The sequence below is a fragment of the Mongoliimonas terrestris genome (assembly GCF_001927285.1).
In the GTDB taxonomy this organism is placed as follows: Bacteria; Pseudomonadota; Alphaproteobacteria; order Rhizobiales; family Pleomorphomonadaceae; genus Chthonobacter; species Chthonobacter terrestris.
Map to the genome: position 1 here is coordinate 118,006 of NZ_MSIG01000010.1, position 18,623 is coordinate 136,628.

15 protein-coding genes are annotated in these 18,623 nt (G+C 71.0%); 9 read left to right on the forward strand and 6 right to left on the reverse strand.

Features of this window, described 5'->3' with window-relative positions:
- Nucleotides 1–84 precede the first annotated feature (84 nt).
- From BUQ68_RS15400 to BUQ68_RS15410, 3 genes are all read right to left on the reverse strand, one after another.
- Nucleotides 85–2,160, reverse strand: a complete 2,076-nt coding sequence (locus BUQ68_RS15400) for an HWE histidine kinase domain-containing protein (protein WP_075216883.1) — start codon at nucleotides 2,158–2,160, stop codon at nucleotides 85–87.
- Between the two features lie 219 nt (nucleotides 2,161–2,379).
- The gene (locus BUQ68_RS15405) at nucleotides 2,380–3,288 is read right to left on the reverse strand and encodes a methylated-DNA--[protein]-cysteine S-methyltransferase (protein ID WP_075216929.1); all 909 of its coding nucleotides are present in this window, start codon (nucleotides 3,286–3,288) and stop codon (nucleotides 2,380–2,382) included.
- A 156-nt stretch (nucleotides 3,289–3,444) separates the two neighbouring features.
- Nucleotides 3,445–3,978 (reverse strand): DUF2244 domain-containing protein, encoded by a 534-nt coding sequence (locus BUQ68_RS15410; protein ID WP_075216884.1) that lies wholly within the window; start codon nucleotides 3,976–3,978, stop codon nucleotides 3,445–3,447.
- A 22-nt stretch (nucleotides 3,979–4,000) separates the two neighbouring features.
- On the opposite strand from BUQ68_RS15410, the gene nth reads away from it, so the two are divergent.
- A complete protein-coding gene (nth, locus tag BUQ68_RS15415; RefSeq protein WP_083656614.1) occupies nucleotides 4,001–4,894 on the forward strand; it encodes an endonuclease III in 894 nt (297 codons plus the stop codon).
- Nucleotides 4,895–4,925: 31 nt separating this feature from the next.
- Here the strand turns inward: nth and BUQ68_RS15420 are convergent, their stop codons facing one another.
- Nucleotides 4,926–7,199 (reverse strand): NADP-dependent malic enzyme, encoded by a 2,274-nt coding sequence (locus BUQ68_RS15420; protein WP_075216885.1) that lies wholly within the window; start codon nucleotides 7,197–7,199, stop codon nucleotides 4,926–4,928.
- Nucleotides 7,200–8,092: 893 nt separating this feature from the next.
- Here BUQ68_RS15420 and dapB point away from each other — a divergent pair.
- The 3 genes from dapB (at nucleotide 8,093) to BUQ68_RS15435 (ending at nucleotide 10,211) form a co-directional block, all read left to right on the forward strand.
- A complete protein-coding gene (gene dapB, locus BUQ68_RS15425) occupies nucleotides 8,093–8,896 on the forward strand; it encodes a 4-hydroxy-tetrahydrodipicolinate reductase (protein WP_075216930.1) in 804 nt (267 codons plus the stop codon).
- Nucleotides 8,897–8,983: 87 nt separating this feature from the next.
- A complete protein-coding gene (locus tag BUQ68_RS15430) occupies nucleotides 8,984–9,604 on the forward strand; it encodes a 2,3-bisphosphoglycerate-dependent phosphoglycerate mutase (RefSeq protein ID WP_075216886.1) in 621 nt (206 codons plus the stop codon).
- Between the two features lie 73 nt (nucleotides 9,605–9,677).
- On the forward strand, nucleotides 9,678–10,211 hold the full coding sequence (locus BUQ68_RS15435) for a GNAT family N-acetyltransferase (protein WP_075216887.1): 534 nt from the start codon (nucleotides 9,678–9,680) through the stop codon (nucleotides 10,209–10,211).
- Between the two features lie 156 nt (nucleotides 10,212–10,367).
- Here BUQ68_RS15435 and mutS read toward each other — a convergent pair whose 3' ends face one another.
- Nucleotides 10,368–13,091 (reverse strand): DNA mismatch repair protein MutS, encoded by a 2,724-nt coding sequence (gene mutS, locus BUQ68_RS15440; RefSeq protein WP_075216888.1) that lies wholly within the window; start codon nucleotides 13,089–13,091, stop codon nucleotides 10,368–10,370.
- Between the two features lie 123 nt (nucleotides 13,092–13,214).
- Nucleotides 13,215–13,979 (reverse strand): alpha/beta hydrolase, encoded by a 765-nt coding sequence (locus BUQ68_RS15445; RefSeq protein WP_083656615.1) that lies wholly within the window; start codon nucleotides 13,977–13,979, stop codon nucleotides 13,215–13,217.
- A gap of 496 nt (nucleotides 13,980–14,475) precedes the next feature.
- Here BUQ68_RS15445 and infC point away from each other — a divergent pair, with 496 nt between their 5' ends.
- From infC to BUQ68_RS15470, 5 genes are all read left to right on the forward strand, one after another.
- Entirely contained in the window at nucleotides 14,476–15,012 is a 537-nt protein-coding gene (gene infC, locus BUQ68_RS15450) for a translation initiation factor IF-3 (RefSeq protein ID WP_075216890.1), read from the forward strand.
- Nucleotides 15,013–16,169: 1,157 nt separating this feature from the next.
- Nucleotides 16,170–16,370: a 50S ribosomal protein L35 gene (gene rpmI / locus BUQ68_RS15455; protein WP_075216891.1), complete on the forward strand. Its 201-nt coding sequence runs from the start codon at nucleotides 16,170–16,172 to the stop codon at nucleotides 16,368–16,370.
- Between the two features lie 41 nt (nucleotides 16,371–16,411).
- Nucleotides 16,412–16,774 carry a 50S ribosomal protein L20 gene (rplT, locus tag BUQ68_RS15460; protein ID WP_075216892.1) on the forward strand — a complete coding sequence of 121 codons (363 nt, stop codon included), beginning with the start codon at nucleotides 16,412–16,414 and terminating at the stop codon, nucleotides 16,772–16,774.
- Between the two features lie 216 nt (nucleotides 16,775–16,990).
- Nucleotides 16,991–18,073, forward strand: a complete 1,083-nt coding sequence (gene pheS / locus BUQ68_RS15465; protein WP_075216893.1) for a phenylalanine--tRNA ligase subunit alpha — start codon at nucleotides 16,991–16,993, stop codon at nucleotides 18,071–18,073.
- Between the two features lies 1 nt (nucleotide 18,074).
- Nucleotides 18,075–18,551 (forward strand): endonuclease domain-containing protein, encoded by a 477-nt coding sequence (locus BUQ68_RS15470; RefSeq protein ID WP_075216894.1) that lies wholly within the window; start codon nucleotides 18,075–18,077, stop codon nucleotides 18,549–18,551.
- Nucleotides 18,552–18,623 lie beyond the last annotated feature (72 nt).

The following is an 18,623-nucleotide window of genomic DNA, read 5'->3' on the forward strand; positions in this document are numbered from 1 at the left end:
ATGCAAGCGTCCGTCGTCCAAAGTCGGGCGACCCTACAGTCTGGCGGCGCGGTCCGCCACACCGTCGCGGATGGGCGGCCCGGATCAGGCTTCGCGGTCGTCGCCGGGCAGCGGCGCGTCGATGGTGCAGACGAGGCCGTCCGGCTCGAACAGAATGCGCACCGCGCCGCCGAGTTCGCGCGAAAGCCCCTGCTCGATGAGCCGCGAGCCGAACCCCCGGCGGGTCGGCGGCGTCACCGTCGGGCCGCCGTGCTCGGACCAGCGGAAGAGGAGGAAGCGCCCCTCGGGCCGCTCGGCAAGCGTCCAGGCGATGGCGACCCGGCCGTCGGGCACGCAGAGCGCGCCGTACTTGACCGCGTTGGTGGCAAGCTCGTGCAGCGCCATGGCGAAGGAGAGCGCCGTCTGCGGTCCGAGGCGGACCGGCACGCCGGCGACGTCGAACCGGTCGGCGCCGTGCGGCGCCACCGCGCCGTCCACCACGGCGGTGAGGTCCGCCCCCTCCCAGCGCTCGCGGGTGAGCACGTCGTGGGCCTGGGCGAGCGCCACGATTCGGCCGGTGAAGGCGTCGCGGGCGGCTTCCGTGTCGGTGGTGGACCGCAGGCTCTGGGCGGCGATGGAGTTGACGGTCGCGAGCGTGTTCTTCACCCGGTGATTGAGTTCGTTGATGAGGAGGCGCTGGTGGAGCTCCACCTCGTGGCGCTTGGAGATGTCGTCGAACACGGCAAGGACGCCCGCGATGGCGCCGTCCTCCACCACCGGGATGGCGTTCACCGACAGGATGCGCCGGGTGCCGTCGCGCGGGTCCATGATGCTCTGCTCGAAGGCCGTGACCGTCTCGCCCGTGAGCGCCCGGCTCACCGGCAGGTCGGCGACGGCGAGCGGGCGGCCGTCCACGGTGGCGTTGCCCCAGGCAGGGGCGTCGTAGCGCCGGCCCTCGGCGGTGCCGGACGACAGGCGCAGGAGCCGGCAGGCGGCCTCGTTGGCGAACGCGATGTGCCCGTCGGCGTCGACCTCCACGATGCCGACCGGTGAATGGTCGAGCACCCGCTGCAGGCGCGCGTTGGCGGCGGCGAGCGCCTCCTCGGCGCGGTTGCGCGCGTCCGCCCGGCGGGCGAGTTCCGCCGCGGCGCCGGAGAGGGCCTTGCCGATCAGGTTGATCTCGCTGTTGGTGGTCTCCGCCGGCGCGCGGAGCGGCGCCGACTGGCCGAGCGCCACCGCCGTGTCGGCAAGATCCGTCATGGCCTTGGAGATGCGCCCGCCGTACCAGCTGGCCGCCGCGAGCGCCACCGCCAGACCGCCGAGCGCGGCGGTGCCGAGAAGCACGAGCGCCTGGGTGAGCGGCTTTTCCACCGCCGCCACCGGCACCCCGACCGCGACCCGCCAGCCGGTGACGGCCGAGCGCGCGTAGGCGGAGAGCACGGGCGTGCCCTCCTTGGTGATCCCTTGCCAGACGCCGCCGTCCCCGGTCGCACGCCGGCGGAGGTCGTCGGTGGCTTGGGTGCCGACGAAGCGGTCGTTCTGGCGCGAACGCGCCACGATGACGAACGTCTCGTCCAGCACCGCGCCGGTCCAGTCGGTCGGCAGGTTCTCGGCGGCGATCACCCCGGTGATCCGCGCCGCCGGGATCTCCATCACGAGGGCGAGGCCGCCGGGGGCCGTCGTGCGGATGGGAATCTTGATGCCGACGACCGGGCCGCTTCCGGAGGTGTCCGTCCTCAGGCCGAGGAAGCCCATCGGGCCGTCGATGGCCGGCAGGGTTTCGGGTGGCGGGCCGGGCCGGCGCACCGTCCGGCTGTCGAGGAGGATGGCGGTGTCGTCCTGGAGAACCACCCGGGTGCCGAGAATGTCGGCCGTGTCGGCGAGCGCGTCGCGCACCTCCGGGGCCCGCGCGCCGGCCTGGTCGAGGGTGGCCCGGAGGAGGCGCAGGCCATCCTGCAGGGAGAGCATCTGCCGGTCGACCGAGGCGGAGACGCGCGCCGCCACCTCCAGGGCTTCGCTCTGGTAGCGGTCGCGCTCCTTCATGCTGAAGCCGATCGCAAGCGCCGTCGCCGCCACGATCAGCGGCGCCAGAAGGAAGGTGGTGAGGACGATGAGGTGGGCGCGGGTGGAGAAGGCCCGCCGCGCCGGTTTGCCCGTCATGTCCACCGCGCGTCTCTCCATCGTCCATCCGTGCATTGCGCAGACATGGTGATGGAAGGCGGTCGGGTCGCAAGCGCTAATTTCTATGTGTTGGACCGACGGCGGAGAAAACCGTCGTCGGGGCCATGTCAGCGGCGCGTGGCAGTCGGCCTCGTCCGACCCTCACGCGCGCCTAGGCCTGACCGGCCGGCCCGCGTTCGGGCTTGCCTGCACACGCGCACCTTCCATGGGGCGCCTCGGTCAGGCGCCCTCCCCGCCTGCGGCCGGTCCGGCGCCGGCGAGGCGGGTGATCAGCCCGGTCTCCCAGCCGAGGATGGCCTTCTTTCGGGTGATGCCCCAGTGGTAGCCGCAAAGGTCGCCCTGGCGGCCGAGCACCCGGTGGCAGGGCACCACGAAGGAGATGGGGTTTCGCCCGACCGCCGAGCCGACCGCGCGGGCGGCCTTTGGGTTGCCGATGTGGCGGGCGATGTCCGAATAGGTGGTGGCCTTGCCGAGCGGGATGCGCAGGAGCGTCTCCCACACCCGCACCTCGAAGTCCGATCCGATGAAGACGAGCCGCAGGGGCCGCTCGTGGGTCCAGTGGTGCGGGTCGAAGATCTGGCGGGCGAAGGGCTCGGTCACCTTCGGGTCGATGACGAAGCTGGCGGCGGGCCAGCGGCTCGCCATGTCGGTGAAGGCCTTGGCCTCCTCGCCCGGGTCCGCGAAGGCGAGGCCCGCAAGGCCGCGCTCGGTCGCCATCAGGAGGGCGGTGCCGAACGGGGAGGCGTGGAAGCCGTAGGCGATGGTGACGCCGCCGCCGCGCGCCTTGTAGGCGCCGGGGCTCATGGCCTCGTGGGTGACAAAGAGGTCGTGCAGCCGCCCCGGCCCGGAAAGGCCCACCTCGTAGGCGGTGTCGAGGATGGAGGCGCTGTCGTCCAGCATGCGGCGGGCCTGGTCGAGGGTGAGCGCCTGCAGGAAGGCCTTCGGCGTCAGCCCGGCCCAGCGGGTGAACACTCGGTGCAGGTGCCCGGGGTCGGTGCCGACCGCGCCGGCGATGGCGTCGAGGTCCGGCTGCTCGCGCCAGGCCTCGGTGAGGAAGCGGATGGTCGCCCGCACGAGGGCGTAGTCGTCGGCCGCCCGGTCGAGCACCACGGGCTCCGCCATGCGCATCTCCTCCAGGAAGCTCTTGGCCTCGGCCTTCGACGGGCCGTCGGTCAGGGTGTCGGGGATCGCAAGATCCATGGTCGCTCTCCTCTCCGGTTGTCCGGACGTTAGAGCGGACCGCATCCGGCAGCCACCCGATTTTCGCAAAGGCTTTGGCGGGCCTCAGGTCGGCGCCGCGAGGGCGTCCGGGCCGCCGCGGCGGGCGGTGGCGAGCGCCTTGGCGAGGGCCTCGGCGAAGCTTTCCCGGTCGGGCGGATTGAGGAAGCCGCCGAGGTCGACGGCGCGGCCGTGCGAGACGAGCTTCATCTCCACCACCCCCTCGTCCTCCAGGCGCGTGACGTGGAGGCGCGCCCAGAGCGGATTGAGGTGGAACTCCTGCGTCCGGCCGCGGGCGGAGACGCGGACCACGTGCACGTCGCTGACGGAGACATGCACCTCCTCGAAGGCCTTGGCGCTGGCGTAGTTGAGCCGGAAGGCCACGTAGACGATGAGGATGTCGAGGCCGAAGAACCAGAACACCGGCCAGGCGCCGATCACCAGGAAGAGGACGCCGGAGACGAGGCACATGAAGCCGACCGCCAGCATCAGGACCAGGAAGCCGCGTGGCCCCAGCGACCGGTACGGCGTCAGCCGGGCCGAGAAGAAGGGCGCGTCGGCGTCGGCCGGGCCGTGGTCGGTCGCATTGTGCGCTGTCATTGAAGGCGATTATAGAGGAGGGATGCGCCGCGCAAAGACCCTCCCCCTTGACGCCGCCGGTCGACCGAATGTCGCACGGCCTGCCCGCTCCCGCCCCGCCGCCCCCGACGGCCCGCCGCCGGACGCGCCCGCGGCGTCGGAAACCGCGCCGAAGCCGGCCCGCAAGGCCGCGGCGAAGGCCGCTCCCGGAAAGGGCAAGCGCAAGCCGAAGGCGGTCTATGCGCCGGCGGAGGTGGAGGCGATCTTCGCCCGCTTCCGGGCCGCCAACCCGGAGCCGAAGGGCGAACTTGAGCATGTGAACGCCTTCACGCTGCTCGTCGCCGTGGTGCTCTCCGCCCAGGCGACGGACGCCGGCGTCAACAAGGCGACCCGGCCCCTCTTCCAGGTGGCCGACACGCCGCAGGCGATGCTCGCCCTCGGCGAGGACGGGGTGCGCGAGGCGATCAAGTCGATCGGGCTCTTCCGCACCAAGGCGAAGAACGTGATCGCGCTCTCCGAGGCGCTGATCCGCGACCACGGCGGCGTGGTGCCGGAGGACCGGACGGCGCTCGAAAAGCTCCCCGGCGTCGGCCGCAAGACCGCCAACGTGGTGCTCAACATGGCCTTCGGCCAGCCGACCTTCGCGGTCGACACCCACATCTTCCGGCTCGGCAACCGGCTGCTTCTCGCCCCCGGCAAGGACCCCCTGGCGGTGGAACTCGCCTTCGAGGCGATCGTGCCGGAGCCCTACCGGCTGCACGCCCACCACTGGCTGATCCTGCACGGCCGCTACGTCTGCAAGGCCCGCAAGCCCGAGTGCGAGCGGTGCGTCATCTACGATCTCTGCAAGAGCCCGGAGCGCCGGGTGGTGGACCGGCAGCCGGATCCGATGGATCCGGGGGAGCCGGATCCATCGGATCCGGCTGCCGCCTCGTAGGTCGGGCGCCAGCCGGACCGGCCCTCCCGCCTCAGCCGACCGCGTCATAGGCCGCGAAGGCGGCCATGTTGACGATGTCGTTGTCCTTGCTGCCGAGCGGGATGATCTGCACCGGCTTGTCGAGGCCGACGAGCAGCGGGCCGATGACGGTGGCCGAGCCCAGTTCCTGCAGCATCTTGGTGGCGATCGAGGCGGAGTGGAAGGCCGGCATGACGAGCACGTTCGCCGGTCCGGTGAGGCGGCAGAACGGGTAGAGCGCCAGCTTGTCCGGGTCGAGCGCCACGTCGGCGGCCATCTCGCCATCGTACTCGAAGTCGACCCGCTGGCCGTCGAGGATCTCCACCGCCTCGCGCAGGCGTGCCGAGCGCTCTCCCTCCGGATGCCCGAAGGTGGAATAGGCCAGCATGGCGACGCGCGGCTCGTGGCCGAGCCGGCGGGCGAAGCGGGCCGCCTGCACGGCGATGGCGGCAAGTTCCTCCGCCGTCGGCATGTCGTGCACGGCCGTGTCGGCGATCAGCACCGTGCGGCCGCGGCAGAGCGCGATGGAAACGCCGATCACCCGCTGGCCGGGCTTGGCGTCGATCACCCGCCGCACCTCCTCGAGCACCACGGAGTAGTTGCGCGTGGCGCCCGACACCATGGCGTCCGCGTCGCCCATGGCGACCGAGACGGCGCCGAAGAAGTTGCGGTCGGTGTTGACGAGGCGCACGCAGTCGCGGTGCAGGAAGCCCTTCCGCTGCAGGCGGGCGTAGAGGAAGTCCGCGTAGGCCTTGGTGCGGCTGGAGAGGCGGGCGTTGCGGATCTCCAGGCCCTCGCGGCCGACGTCGATGCCGGCGGCGGTGGCGGTGGCGCGGATCTGGTCCTCGCGCCCGACCAGGATGGCGGTGCCGAGCCCCTGCGCGGCGAAGCTCGCCGCGGCGCGCATCACCTGCTCCTCCTCGCCCTCGGCGAACACCACCCGGCGCGGCTTCTGCTTCACCTTGGCGAAGATGCGCTGCAGCGTGCCGGCGGCCGGGTCACGGCGGGCCGAGAGCTGGTGGCGGTAGTGCTCCCAGTCGACGATCGGCTTGCGGGCGACGCCCGTGTCGATCGCCGCCCGCGCCACCGCCTCCGGCACGGTGGAGATGAGGCGCGGATCGAACGGCACCGGGATGATGTAGTCGCGCCCGAAGCGCGGCCGGATGCCCCGATAGGCGGCGGCCACCTCGTCCGGCACGTCCTCGCGGGCGAGCAGCGCCAGCGCCTCGGCGGCGGCGATCTTCATGCGGTCGTTGATGGTGGTCGCGCGCACGTCGAGGGCGCCGCGGAAGATGTATGGAAAGCCGAGGACGTTGTTGACCTGGTTGGGATAGTCCGACCGGCCGGTCGCCACGATGGCGTCGGCCCGGATGGCGCGCGCCTCCTCCGGCGTGATCTCCGGGTCCGGGTTGGCCATGGCGAAGATGATCGGATCCTTGGCCATGGAGAGGATCATGTCGGCCGTGAGCGCCCCCTTGGCGGACAGGCCGAACACCACGTCGGCGCCGGCCATCGCCTCGGCGAGGGTGCGCGCCTCCGTCTCCACCGCGTGGGCGGACTTCCACTGGTTCATGCCCTCGAGCCGGCCCTTGTAGACGACGCCCTTGGTGTCGCAGAGCGTGACGTTCTGGTGCGGCATGCCCATCGCCTTGACGAGCTCGATGCAGGCGATGCCCGCCGCCCCGGCGCCGTTGCAGACGAGCCGGGCGGTGCGGATGTCGCGCCCGGTGAGATGGAGGGCGTTGATGAGGCCCGCGACCGCGATGATGGCGGTGCCGTGCTGGTCGTCGTGGAAGACCGGAATGTCCATCAGCTCGCGCAGGCGGCTTTCGATGATGAAGCACTCCGGCGCCTTGATGTCTTCCAGGTTGATGCCGCCGAAGGACGGGCCGAGGTAGCGCACCGCGTTGACGAACTGGTCCACGTCCTCGGTGTCGATCTCAAGGTCGATCGAATCCACGTCGGCGAAGCGCTTGAAGAGCACCGCCTTGCCCTCCATCACCGGCTTGGAGGCGAGCGGGCCGAGGTTGCCGAGGCCGAGGATGGCGGTGCCGTTGGAGATGACCGCCACCATGTTGCCGCGCGCCGTGTAGTCGAAGGCGAGCGAGGGATCCTCCGCGATCCGGCGCACCGGCACGGCGACGCCCGGCGAGTAGGCGAGCGAGAGGTCGCGCTGGGTCGCCATCGGCTTGGTCGGCATGATCTCCAGCTTGCCGGGGCGACCCTGCGAGTGGAACAGCAGCGCCTCCTGCTCGGTGAAGCTCAAGGTCTTCTTCTCGTCCGCCATGCTGGCCCCATGTTGTCCGGACCGCGCCGCGGCCCCTGCAGGGTAAAAAGGTGGCGGACCATACGCGCGGGAGGGGATTCCCTCAACGGGGGATATGGGCGGGGGTGAGGGATGAGGGGTGGGTCGGGCGGGGTTGGGGGTCGGGCGGGGTTGGGATGGGCGGGGTTGGGGGTCGGGCGGGATCGCGTGACGGGCGAGGTTGGGTGGCGGGCGGGATCGCGTGACGGGCGAGGTTGGGTGGCGGGCGGGATCGCGTGACGGGCGAGGTTGGGGGGTCGGGCGTTCTCCGGTGTCCGGTCGCATACGACAGACGCCGCCCCCTCCTCCATCGTCATGGTCCGGTTCAGCCGGACCAGCCACGCATTCCGCCGCACGTCGCCCGGAAAAAAGCGTGGGTGGTCCGCCTTCGCGGACCATGACGATCTGGGGGGTTCTGGTGGGAGCGGGTCCTGCGTGGTTCGCGGTCGGTGGCCTTGCATCGTTCGGCGTCGCCGGCCTTGCGTGGTTCGGCGTTGTCGGTCCTGCGTGGTTCGTCGTCGCCGGCCTTGCACCACCGCTCTCGCGCCCTCCTCCCTCCTCACCATGACGATCGGGGCAGATCGGTTCTTCCAAGGCGTCACCCCGGCGAAAGCCGGGGCCCAGCCGACGGTGGGGACAACCGCGCCGGTGCGGATGGGGCGCCGTCGGTTGGATCCCGGCTTTCGCCGGGATGACGGGACTGACGGGCGGGGCGGTTGGACCGGGCGCGTGCACGGCTTGCCCACCCACCCTCCACCCCTCCCCCGCGCTAACCCCTTCGTCGGGTTTCGGCGGTTCTCCGGTGCTGCCGGCTTCCCTCCCGGCGCGTCGCCCTGCTATAGGCGAACGCGAAGCGGGAGATGCCGATGTCGGACATGAAGCTCGTCGTTGTGGGGGCCGCGGGCCGCATGGGGCGAGCCTTGATCAAGGCGGTGGGCGAGACGCCGGGGGCGGTGGTTTCGGCCGCCATCGAGCGGCCGGGATCGGCGGCGATCGGGACCGACGCGGGCGTGCTCGCCGGCCTTGCGCCGCTCGGCGTGCCGGTGACAGACGACCCGCTGCCGGCCTTCGCGGCCGCCCACGGGGTGCTGGATTTCACCAGCCCCGCCGCCACCGTGGCCTTCGCGGAACTGGCCGCCCAGGCGCGCATCGTCCACGTGATCGGCACCACCGGCTGCGCGCCGGACGACGAGGCGGCGATCGACGCCGCCGCCCGCCACGCGGTGGTGGTGAAGTCGGGCAACATGAGCCTCGGGGTGAACCTTCTCGCCGGCCTCGTCCGCAAGGCCGCCGCCGCCCTCGGGCCGTCGTTCGACATCGAGATCGTGGAGATGCACCACCGGCACAAGGTGGACGCGCCGTCCGGCACCGCGCTCCTTCTCGGCGAGGCCGCCGCCGCAGGCCGCGCGGTGGCGCTGGCCAAGGCGCGCGTCAGCGGGCGCGACGGGCACACCGGCCCGCGGCCGGAGGGCGCCATCGGCTTTGCATCGCTGCGCGGCGGCGCGGTCGTCGGCGACCACACGGTGATGCTCGCCGGCCCCGGCGAGCGCATCGAGCTCACCCACCGGGCGGACGACCGGGCCATCTTCGCCCTCGGCGCCGTCCGGGCCGCCCTCTGGGGTCGGTCGCGCAAGCCCGGCCGCTACGGCATGGACGACGTGCTCGGCCTTGCCGACTGACGACCCCTCGCCTCTTCGGGGCGGACACGCCGGCAAGAGCGTCCGCCGCCCTGTCGCACCCTTTGCTTCCAAACCAGGAGTTCCCCCATGTCTCGCGTGCTGGTGCTGGTCCGTCACGGCCAGAGCGAATGGAATCTGAAGAACCTCTTCACCGGCTGGAAGGACCCGGACCTGACGCCCCTCGGCGTGACGGAGGCGACCGCCGCCGGCCAGCGCCTGAAGGCTTTGGGCCTCACCTTCGACGTCGCCTTCACGTCGGTGCTGACCCGTGCCCAGCGGACGCTGAAGCTCATCCTGGACGAGATCGGCCAGCCGGACCTTCTCACCATCCGCGACCAGGCGCTGAACGAGCGCGACTATGGCGAGCTGACCGGGCTCAACAAGGACGACGCGCGGGCGAAGTGGGGCGAGGAGCAGGTGCACATCTGGCGCCGCTCGTTCGACGTGCCGCCGCCGGGCGGCGAGAGCCTGAAGGACACCGCCGCGCGGGTGCTGCCCTACTTCAAGGCCGAGATCCTGCCGCGGGTGCTTGCCGGCGAGGACGTTCTGATCGCCGCCCACGGCAATTCGCTGCGCGCCCTCATCATGGATCTGGAAGGCCTTTCCGGTGAGGAGATCCTGGCGCGCGAACTCGATACGGGCGTTCCGATCGTGTATCGTCTGAACGAGGACGGCAGCATCGCCGCCAAGGAGGTCCTGAAGGGCTGAGGCCCGACGGGGCGCCTGGACAAGCGGATCAACCGCATCGGCGAACGGAACCGGCCTTTTCGGGAGGCGGGACATGACGGTCGATGCGGTTGAGGCGCTTTCCATCCGACGCTTGATGCCCGAGGAGGTCCGGGCGCGGGCCCACGAGTTGGCGGACGTTCTGATCGACGCGGTGGAGGGCGGCGCGGCCGTCTCCTTCCTTGCGCCGATGACGCCGCTTGCGGCCGTGCGCTGGGCGTTCGACGTGGCCGACCGCATGGGGCGGCGCGCCCATCTCTTCACCGCCGAGATCGACGGCCGCATCGTCGGCTTCGTCAAGCTGGTGCGCGCCGGCGCCGCCAACCAGCCGCACCGGGCGGAGGTGGCCAAGCTGGTCGTTCACCGGGCGCACCGGGGCCGCGGCGTCGGCGCCGCGCTGATGCACGAGCTGGAGGTGACCGCGCGGGTGCTCGGCATCACCCTCCTGACGCTCGACACCGCCGAGACCGGCGCTGCCTGCCGGCTCTACGACCGGCTCGGCTACCGGCGCGCCGGCACCATCCCGGGCTACGCGCTCGCGCCGGACGGCACGCCGGTGGCGACGGTGATCTACTACAAGGTGCTTTGAGGCTTTTGTTTTTGACGGCCTGACCGGCCGGCGCCCGGTCGGGCTTGCCTGCGCGCGCAAGGTCGAGACCTTGCGCGCTTGGTCTTGTCTTTGCCTTTTTAACGGCCTGACCGGCCGGCGCCCGGTCGGGCGGGCGTGCGCTTGCGCGCGGGCCGCTCAGGCGGACGGCTTGGCGCGGGCGGCCTTCAGCCGATAGAGCGCTTCCAGCGCCTCGCGGGGGGTCATCTCGTCGGGCGAAAGCGCGTCGAGGAGGGTGGCGAGTGCGCCCTCGGCCGGGTCCGGCGCGGCCTCGGCGGCGGGCGCGCGGCGGCGGGCGGCGGAGAAGAGCGGCAGGTCGTCGAGGACGGCGGGGGCGTTGTTGCCGCCGGTCTTCTCCAGTTCGGCGAGCACGGCCTTGGCGCGCTCCACCACGGCGGCCGGCAGGCCGGCGAGTTTGGCCACCTGGATGCCGTAGGACCGGTCCGCCGCCCCCGGCACGATCTCGTGCAGGAAGACCACGTCGCCCTTCCACTCCTTCACCTTGACGGTGGCGTTGGTGACGCGGGGGAGGCGTTCGGAGAGCGCGGTGAGCTCGTGGTAGTGGGTGGCGAAGAGGGCGCGGGAGCGGTTCACCGCGTGGAGGTGCTCCACGGTCGCCCAGGCGATGGCGAGGCCGTCGTAGGTGGCGGTGCCGCGGCCGATCTCGTCGAGGATCACGAAGGCGCGCGGGCCGGCCTGGGTGAGGATGGCGGCCGTCTCGATCATCTCCACCATGAAGGTGGAGCGGCCGCGGGCGAGATCGTCCGCCGCGCCGACCCGGCTGAACAGCCGGTCCACGACGCCGATGTGGGCCGCCCGCGCCGGCACGAAGGATCCCGCCTGGGCGAGCACCGCGATGAGGGCGTTCTGGCGCAGGAACGTGGACTTGCCGGCCATGTTGGGGCCGGTGACGAGCCACAGCCGGCCGGCGGCGTGGCTTTCGTCGGGCGCGCCCACGTCGCAGTCGTTGGCGACGAAGGAGAGGCCCGCCTCCTTCAGCATGGCCTCCACCACCGGATGCCGGCCGCCCTCGATGCGGAAGGCGTGGGAGAGGTCCACCTTCGGTCGCACCCAGCCGGCCTCGTCGGCAAGGTCGCCGAGAGCGGCGGCCACATCGAGCGCGGCGAGCGCGTCGGCGGCCCGCTTGATGCCGTCGCCGGCCGCGACCACCGCCTCGGTCAGCCGGTCGAACACGGCAAGCTCGATGCCGAGCGCCCGCTCGCCGGCCGACGCGATCTTGCCCTCCAGGGCGCCAAGGGCGGTGGTGGAGAAGCGGATGCAGTTGGCGAGCGTCTGGCGGTGGATGAAGGTGCGGGCGAGCGGCTCGGCGAGGAGCGCGGCGCCATGCTGGGGCGGCACCTCGACGAAATAGCCGAGGACGCCGTTGTGGCGCACCTTGAGGGCGCGGATGCCGGTCTCCTCCGCGTAGGTCGCCTGCAGGGCGGCGATGATCTGCCGGCTCTCGTCGCGAAGGCCGCGCGCCTCGTCGAGGGCCTCGTCGTGGCCGGGGCGGACGAAGCCGCCGTCGCGCTTGAGGAGCGGCAGCTCGTCGGCAAGCGCCGCGCGCACCGCCGCGCCGACCGGGTGGGGCGCCGCCGCAAGGGCCCCGCGGGCGGCCTCCAGCTCGGCGCCGCCGGCGACGCCCTCGAGCCTTTCGGCAAGCGCGGCCGCGGCGGAAAGGCCGGTCGCCACCGCCATCAGGTCGCGCGGCCCGCCGCGGGCGAGCGTCAGCCGGGTGAGCGCGCGGGCCATGTCGGGCGCCCGGGCAAGGTCGGCCCGGACCGCGCGGCGGAGCGCCGGCTCGCCGGCAAAGAGGGCGACCGCGTCGAGCCGGTGGCGGATCGCCTCCGGGTCGGTCAACGGGCTGGCGATCCGCTCGGCAAGGAGGCGGGCGCCGGCGCCGGTCACCGTGCGGTCGACGGCGGCGAGCAGGCTGCCGCGTCGCTCGCCCGCCAAGGTGCGGACGAGTTCCAGGTTCGCCCGCGTCGCCGCGTCCACCGCCATCACGCCGGTGGCGGCGTCGCGGCCGGGCGGATCGAGCGGCGGGCGCTGGCCGACCTGGGTCTTGTCCACATAGGCGATCACCGCCGCCGCCACGGACAGCTCCAGGCGGGAGAAACGGCCGAAGCTGTCCACCGAGGCGATGCCGTAGAAGGCGGCGAGCCGGTCCGGCGCGGTCGCCCCGTCGAAGAAGGCGCGCGGCAGCGGCACCACGGCGGCGCCGGACGCCTTCCAGGTGCGGCGGAGGTCGTCCTCGTCGAAGAGGGCGTCGGAGACGAGGAGTTCCTTCGGCTCGATGCGGGCGATGAGAGCCGCAAGCCCGCCGGCGTCGACCTCGCAGAGCCGGAAGGCGCCGGTGGAGACGTCCACCCAGGCGAGCGCGAACCGGTCGGCGCCGGGCTCCGACCCGCGCTGGCGCGTGACGGCGGCGAGGAAGTTGGAGCGGCGGGCGTCGAGGAGGGTCTCCTCGGTGAGGGTGCCGGGCGTGACGAGGCGCACCACGTCGCGCCGCACGATGGACTTGGCGCCGCGCTTGCGCGCCTCGACGGGATCCTCCATCTGCTCGCACACCGCCACCCGGTGGCCGAGGGCGATCAGGCGCTGGAGGTAGTCGTCGGCGGTGTGGAGCGGCACCCCGCACATGGGGATGTCGGCGCCGAGGTGCTTGCCGCGCTTGGTCAGCGTGATGCCGAGCGCCCGCGAGGCGACCTCCGCGTCGTCGAAGAAGAGCTCGTAGAAGTCGCCCATGCGGAAGAACAGAAGGCAGTCCGGGTTGGCCGCCTTGATCTCGATGAACTGGGCCATCACGGGCGTGACGTGGCCGGAGGCGGCCTCGTCGTCGATGGGCATGTGCTCGGTCATGGGCGGCACGCTAGCAGAAGCGCCCGGCGGTTTCACCGGCCGGCGGGGCCGCCGGGGGCCGTCATCCCCGGCGAAGTTGCCGGCCGGGCGGCGGGTGGCGGTCGGGCGAACGATGCCCGGCGGTCAGGCGGACGCGAGCCCCTCCACGGCCGCGAGGATGCGCGCCACGTCCTCGGGGCGGGACAGGCGGTGGTCGCCGTCCTTGATCAAGGTCAGCACCACGTCGTCGTGCACCAGCCGGTCGACGAGGAGCATGGCGTGGCGGAAGGGCACGTCCGGGTCGCGCATGCCCTGAAGGATGTGCACCGGCGCGCCGACCCGGATGTCGCCGTCAAGGATGGCCTGGCGGCGGCCGTCCTCGATGAGGGCGGCGGTGATGACGGTCGGCTCCGGCGCGTAGGCGCTCGGGATCTCGGTGCGGCCGTGCTCGGCGAGGTCGATCCGCATGGCGTCGGTGAAGGACGGCTCCATCAGGCGGCTGGTGAAGTCCGGCGCGGGAGCGATCAGCACCAGGCCCTTCAGCCGGTCGGCGCGCCCGGCGGCCTGAAGGCGGAGGGCGACGAGGAGCGCGATCCAGCCGCCCATGGACGAGCCGACGAGCACCATCGGGCCATCGGCGAACCGGTCGATCACCGCCATCGCCTCGTCGGCCCAGCGGCCGATCGTGCCGTCGACGAAGCGCCCGCCCGAGACGCCGTGGCCGGAGTAGTCGAAGCGCACCACGCGCCGGCCCGTGCGCCGGCCGAACTCGGCGAGCGCCTCGGCCTTCGAGCCGGCCATGTCGGAGCGGAAGCCCGACAGCCAGACGAGGGTCGGGCCGGCCCCGTCCTCGATGCGGACGGCGATATCGATGCCGGCGACGGTGATGGTCTCTGTCCCTGGCGTCATGCTCTCCTCGCGGGTTCGTCCCCTCCCTCGTCCCATCGTCCGCCGACCCTGACTGCGGGGCGGCGGACGATGCGACGGGCCGGGTTTTGGCACAGAGCGGGCGCGCGTGCCTGCAAAATCGACTGCAGATGGGCATATGTGCCCTTTCGACGGGCAAGACGCTCTCGCCAACCTTGACTTTCCGCCGATTTCACACGACGTTCATGGGTGTTGTCCCGCTTGGCGGGCCGTCGTTTCCATCCCGTGTCCGGGGCCTCTGCATCGAGGCAGCCGCGCATCGGACGGTGTTCTCCGGATTGTGGCGTTGCGCGCGCCCGGCCGGGTGAACGGCGCAGGCCTGCCGGATCGGGCACCCGGCGATCCGGATCCTTTGTTCCGATTGATGGGTTCTGCCATCGGTCGCCACCCGTCCATGCGGTGTGGCGAGCGGGCATGACCCATTCGGCATCCTCCGGTTTCGCCCGACAGACGTTCAACGGCAGAGGAGATACCAGCCATTCGTCGCCCGTTCAGAGCCACAGCGCCGACCAAGGAAGGTCCGCGCGTCAACCGAGAAATCCGCGTCCCGCAGGTGCAGTTGATCGACGACACCGGTGAGAACCGGGGCGTCGTGAACATCAACGACGCGCTGGCGGCTGCCGCGGAGGCGGGCCTCGACCTGGTCGAGATCTCGCCCAACTCGACGCCGCCCGTCTGCAAGATCCTGGACTTCGGCAAGTTCAAGTACCAGTCGCAGAAGAAGGCCGCTGAGGCGCGCAAGAACCAGAAGACCGTCGAGATCAAAGAGATCAAGATGCGGCCCAACATCGACACCCACGACTACGAGGTGAAGATGAAGAGCATGCTCCGGTTCTTCGAGGAAGGCGACAAGGTCAAGGTGACGCTGCGGTTCCGTGGCCGCGAGATGGCGCATCAGGACCTCGGCGTGAAGCTGCTGCTGCAGGTGCGCGACGAGACCGCCCAGATCGCCAAGGTCGAGAGCGAGCCGCGCCTGGAAGGCCGTCAGATGGTCATGGTGCTGTCGCCGCGCTGATCGACGCGGCATACCGGGCTTTTTTTGGAACGGCGTCGGAGAGATCCGGCGCCGTTTCGCGTGATGGCTGTTTTGCGACGCAGAGGCGGCATGCAGGCGAGGGTCGGAGCCGGTGGGATGCCCGGCCGCCAGCGTTGAAGCCTCGTCAATTTCTGCTATCATAAAGGAGTGGGACGGGATGCTTGGAACACCTCGCCCCGTTTCTTCAGAGCTCGAAGCTGATGCGGACCGTTATGATCCAGCGGTCCGCATCTTTCGTGAGACTGACCTCCAGCTTCCATCGCCTGCGCGACATCGGCTGAACTCCTCTCCAGGTGGCAAGGCCTTTGCCAACGGCCGGGGTGGCCCATCCTCCCCGGTCGCGCCGCCGGATCGGCACGCCTGCTTGCGCTACCTGAAGGCGCAACCGTGCGGCGCCGGAGTGGTATCGTCAAATCTGACGATTGCGATCAGTGAAGGGTCGGCGGTCCGTGCGCAGGCTCAACGGCCGTCTCGCGCCGTGCGCTCAAGGCTTGGCGTTGAAGCCTCGTCAGATTCTGCTATGATCGTGGAGTGGGACGGGATGGTTGTGACACCCCGCCCCTTTGATCATCGAACGAAAGTGATGCGGACCGTTATGGTCCAGCGGTCCGCATTTTTCGTCGGGCTGACCTCCAGCTTCCATCGCCTGCGCGACATCGGCTGAACTCCTCCTCAGGTGGCAAGGCCCTTGCCAAGGGCCGGGGTGGCCCATCCTCCCCGGTCGCGCCGCTGGGTCGACGCGCCTGCTTGCGCCACCTGAAGGCGCAACCGTGCGTCGCTGGCGCGGGATCGTCAAATATGACGATGCCCATAGGCGGACTTGGCTGATCCGGCCGCGGCCGACGACATCCGGATGGCCCGGCGGCCGGCGAGACTGCCGCCTTGCATCTTTCCCGGCTTTCCGTTAGAACCCGCCCACTCTTCGGGTCGCCCGGCTACGAGGCCGGCTTGCCGTGTCCTCAAAGGGCATGCCGTGGCGGTCCAGAAGCCAAAACCCCGGACGACGCTCGGCCGATCGCGGGCGGTCTCCCTTAGGGAGGCCACACGCGTTGGTCTGTTCGTCCGGAACGACAAGAAACACGGAACTCCCGCCCTGATGAGGGGCGCGCGGGCTCCGGCTCACTCGAGACGAGCAAATGCCCAAGCTGAAGACCAAGTCCGGCGCCAAGAAGCGCTTCAAGATCACCGCCTCGGGCCACGTCAAGTCCGCCCAGGCCGGCAAGCGTCACGGGATGATCAAGCGGACGGCAAAGTTTGTCCGTCAGGCGCGCGGCACCACGGTCCTGTCGGACCCGGATGCGCGCATCATCAAGAAGAACTTCCTCCGGAACGGCTGAACCCCGTCCCGTAGTCCAACACTTTCCAGGAGTTCATCACCATGGCGCGTGTCAAGCGGGGCGTAACCGCCCATGCCAAGCACAAGAAGGTCCTCAAGCTCGCCAAGGGCTTCCGGGGCCGCCGCAAGAACACCATCCGCACGGCCAAGGCCGCCGTCGACCGGGCGATGCAGTATGCGACGCGCGACCGCCGGGCCAAGAAGCGCACCTTCCGCGCCCTGTGGATCCAGCGCATCAACGCCGCCGTCCGCGACGTGACCGGGGGCGAGCTGACCTACGCCCGCTTCATCGACCTCCTCGCCAAGTCGGGCATCGAGGTCGACCGCAAGGTGCTGTCCGACATCGCGATCCGCGAGCCGGAGAGCTTTAAGGCCCTGGTCGAGAAGGCCCGGGCCGCGGCGTGATGCCGACGGAAGGCGGGCCGGTCTGAAGCACCGGGCGCCGACGTCACGAAACACAGGCGGCGCACCGGACGGTGGGCCGCCTTTTTTCGTTGCGGCGACCGCCCCCGTTGCCGAAATCCCGCCGACCGCCCCGCCGGGGCTGTTGGCAACGACAGGCCCTCGCGCTATCACCCTCGCCAACCCGAAAGGGCAGGCACCAGAACGAGCCTTTCATCCATGTCGGACCTCAACTCCCTGGAAACCGAGATCCTCTCGGCCGTCGACGCCGCCGGCGACGAAGCCGCGCTCGAGGCCGTGCGGGTCGCCGCCCTCGGCAAGAAGGGCTCGGTGTCGGACCTCCTGAAGACGCTCGGCGCCATGTCGCCGGACGAGCGGCGCACCCGCGGCGCCGCCATCAACGAGACCAAGGACCGGGTGGCCGCCGCCATTCTCGCCCGGCGCGACGTCCTGAAGCGCGCCGCCCTGGAGGCGCGCATTGCCCGCGAGACCGTGGACGTGACGCTGCCGGTCCGCCCCGGCCCGCTCGGCGAGGGGCGCATCCACCCGATCAGCCAGGTGATCGACGAGATCACCGCCATCTTCGCCGACATGGGCTTTGCGGTGGCCGAGGGGCCGGACATCGAGACCGACTTCTACAACTTCACCGCCCTCAACTTCCCGGCCGACCATCCGGCGCGGGAGATGCACGACACCTTCTTCTTCAACCCGGGAGAGGACGGCTCGCGGCTCCTTCTGCGCACGCACACCTCGCCGGTGCAGATCCGCACCATGGAAAGCCAGCGCCCGCCGATCCGGGTGGTGATCCCGGGCCGCACCTACCGGTGCGACAGCGACGCCACCCACACGCCCATGTTCCATCAGGTGGAGGGACTGGTGATCGACCGCACGAGCCACTTCGGTCACCTGAAGTGGGTGCTGGAGGAGTTCCTGAAGGCCTTCTTCGAGGTGGAGAGCGTGAAGACCCGCTTCCGCCCGTCCTTCTTCCCGTTCACCGAGCCGTCCATGGAGGTGGACGTCGGCTGCAAGCGCTCCGGCTCGGAGATCCGCATCGGCGAGGGCGACGACTGGCTGGAGATCCTCGGCTGCGGCATGGTGCATCCGAACGTGATCCGCAACTGCGGCCTCGACCCGGACGCGTATCAGGGCTTCGCCTGGGGCATGGGCATCGATCGCATCGCCATGCTGAAGTACGGCATGCCGGATCTGCGCGCCTTCTTCGACGCGGACGTGCGCTGGCTGAAGCACTACGGCTTCCGCCCGCTCGACCTGCCGAGCCTCTACGGCGGCCTGACGGGGTGAGATGGCCGGCTCCGGCCGCATGTCGCCGGAGGCCAGGGGGAATGCGCGACGGCTCCGGGCGGGGATGACGGAGGCGGAGCGGAGGGTTTGGTACGCCCTCAGGGCCGGCCGGTTCTTCGGGCTGAAGTTTCGGCGCCAAGTGCCGATCGGCCGGTACATCGTCGACTTCATCTGCCACGAGCGCAAGCTGGTGATCGAGATCGACGGTGGCCAGCACGGCTTCGAGGAGGTGGCCCGACGGGACGAGATCCGCACGGCGTTCCTCCATGGCGAAGGGTATCGGGTCATCCGGTTCTGGAACCATGAAGTGCTGACGGAGTGGGACGCGGTCGTCGAGCGGATCGGACTGGAAACTGGAGCCTGGTCCGAGGTCGGCGCCGCCCCCTCTCCCTGTCCCTCCCCCACGAGGGGGGAGGGGACGCCAACGATGACCGTCGCGCCGCTCCACGGCACGCGCGACGACGAAACAGACGACTGAACGCCGATCCCAGCGTCCCCTCCCCCCTCGTGGGGGAGGGACAGGGAGAGGGGGAAACACCGAACGGGAAGG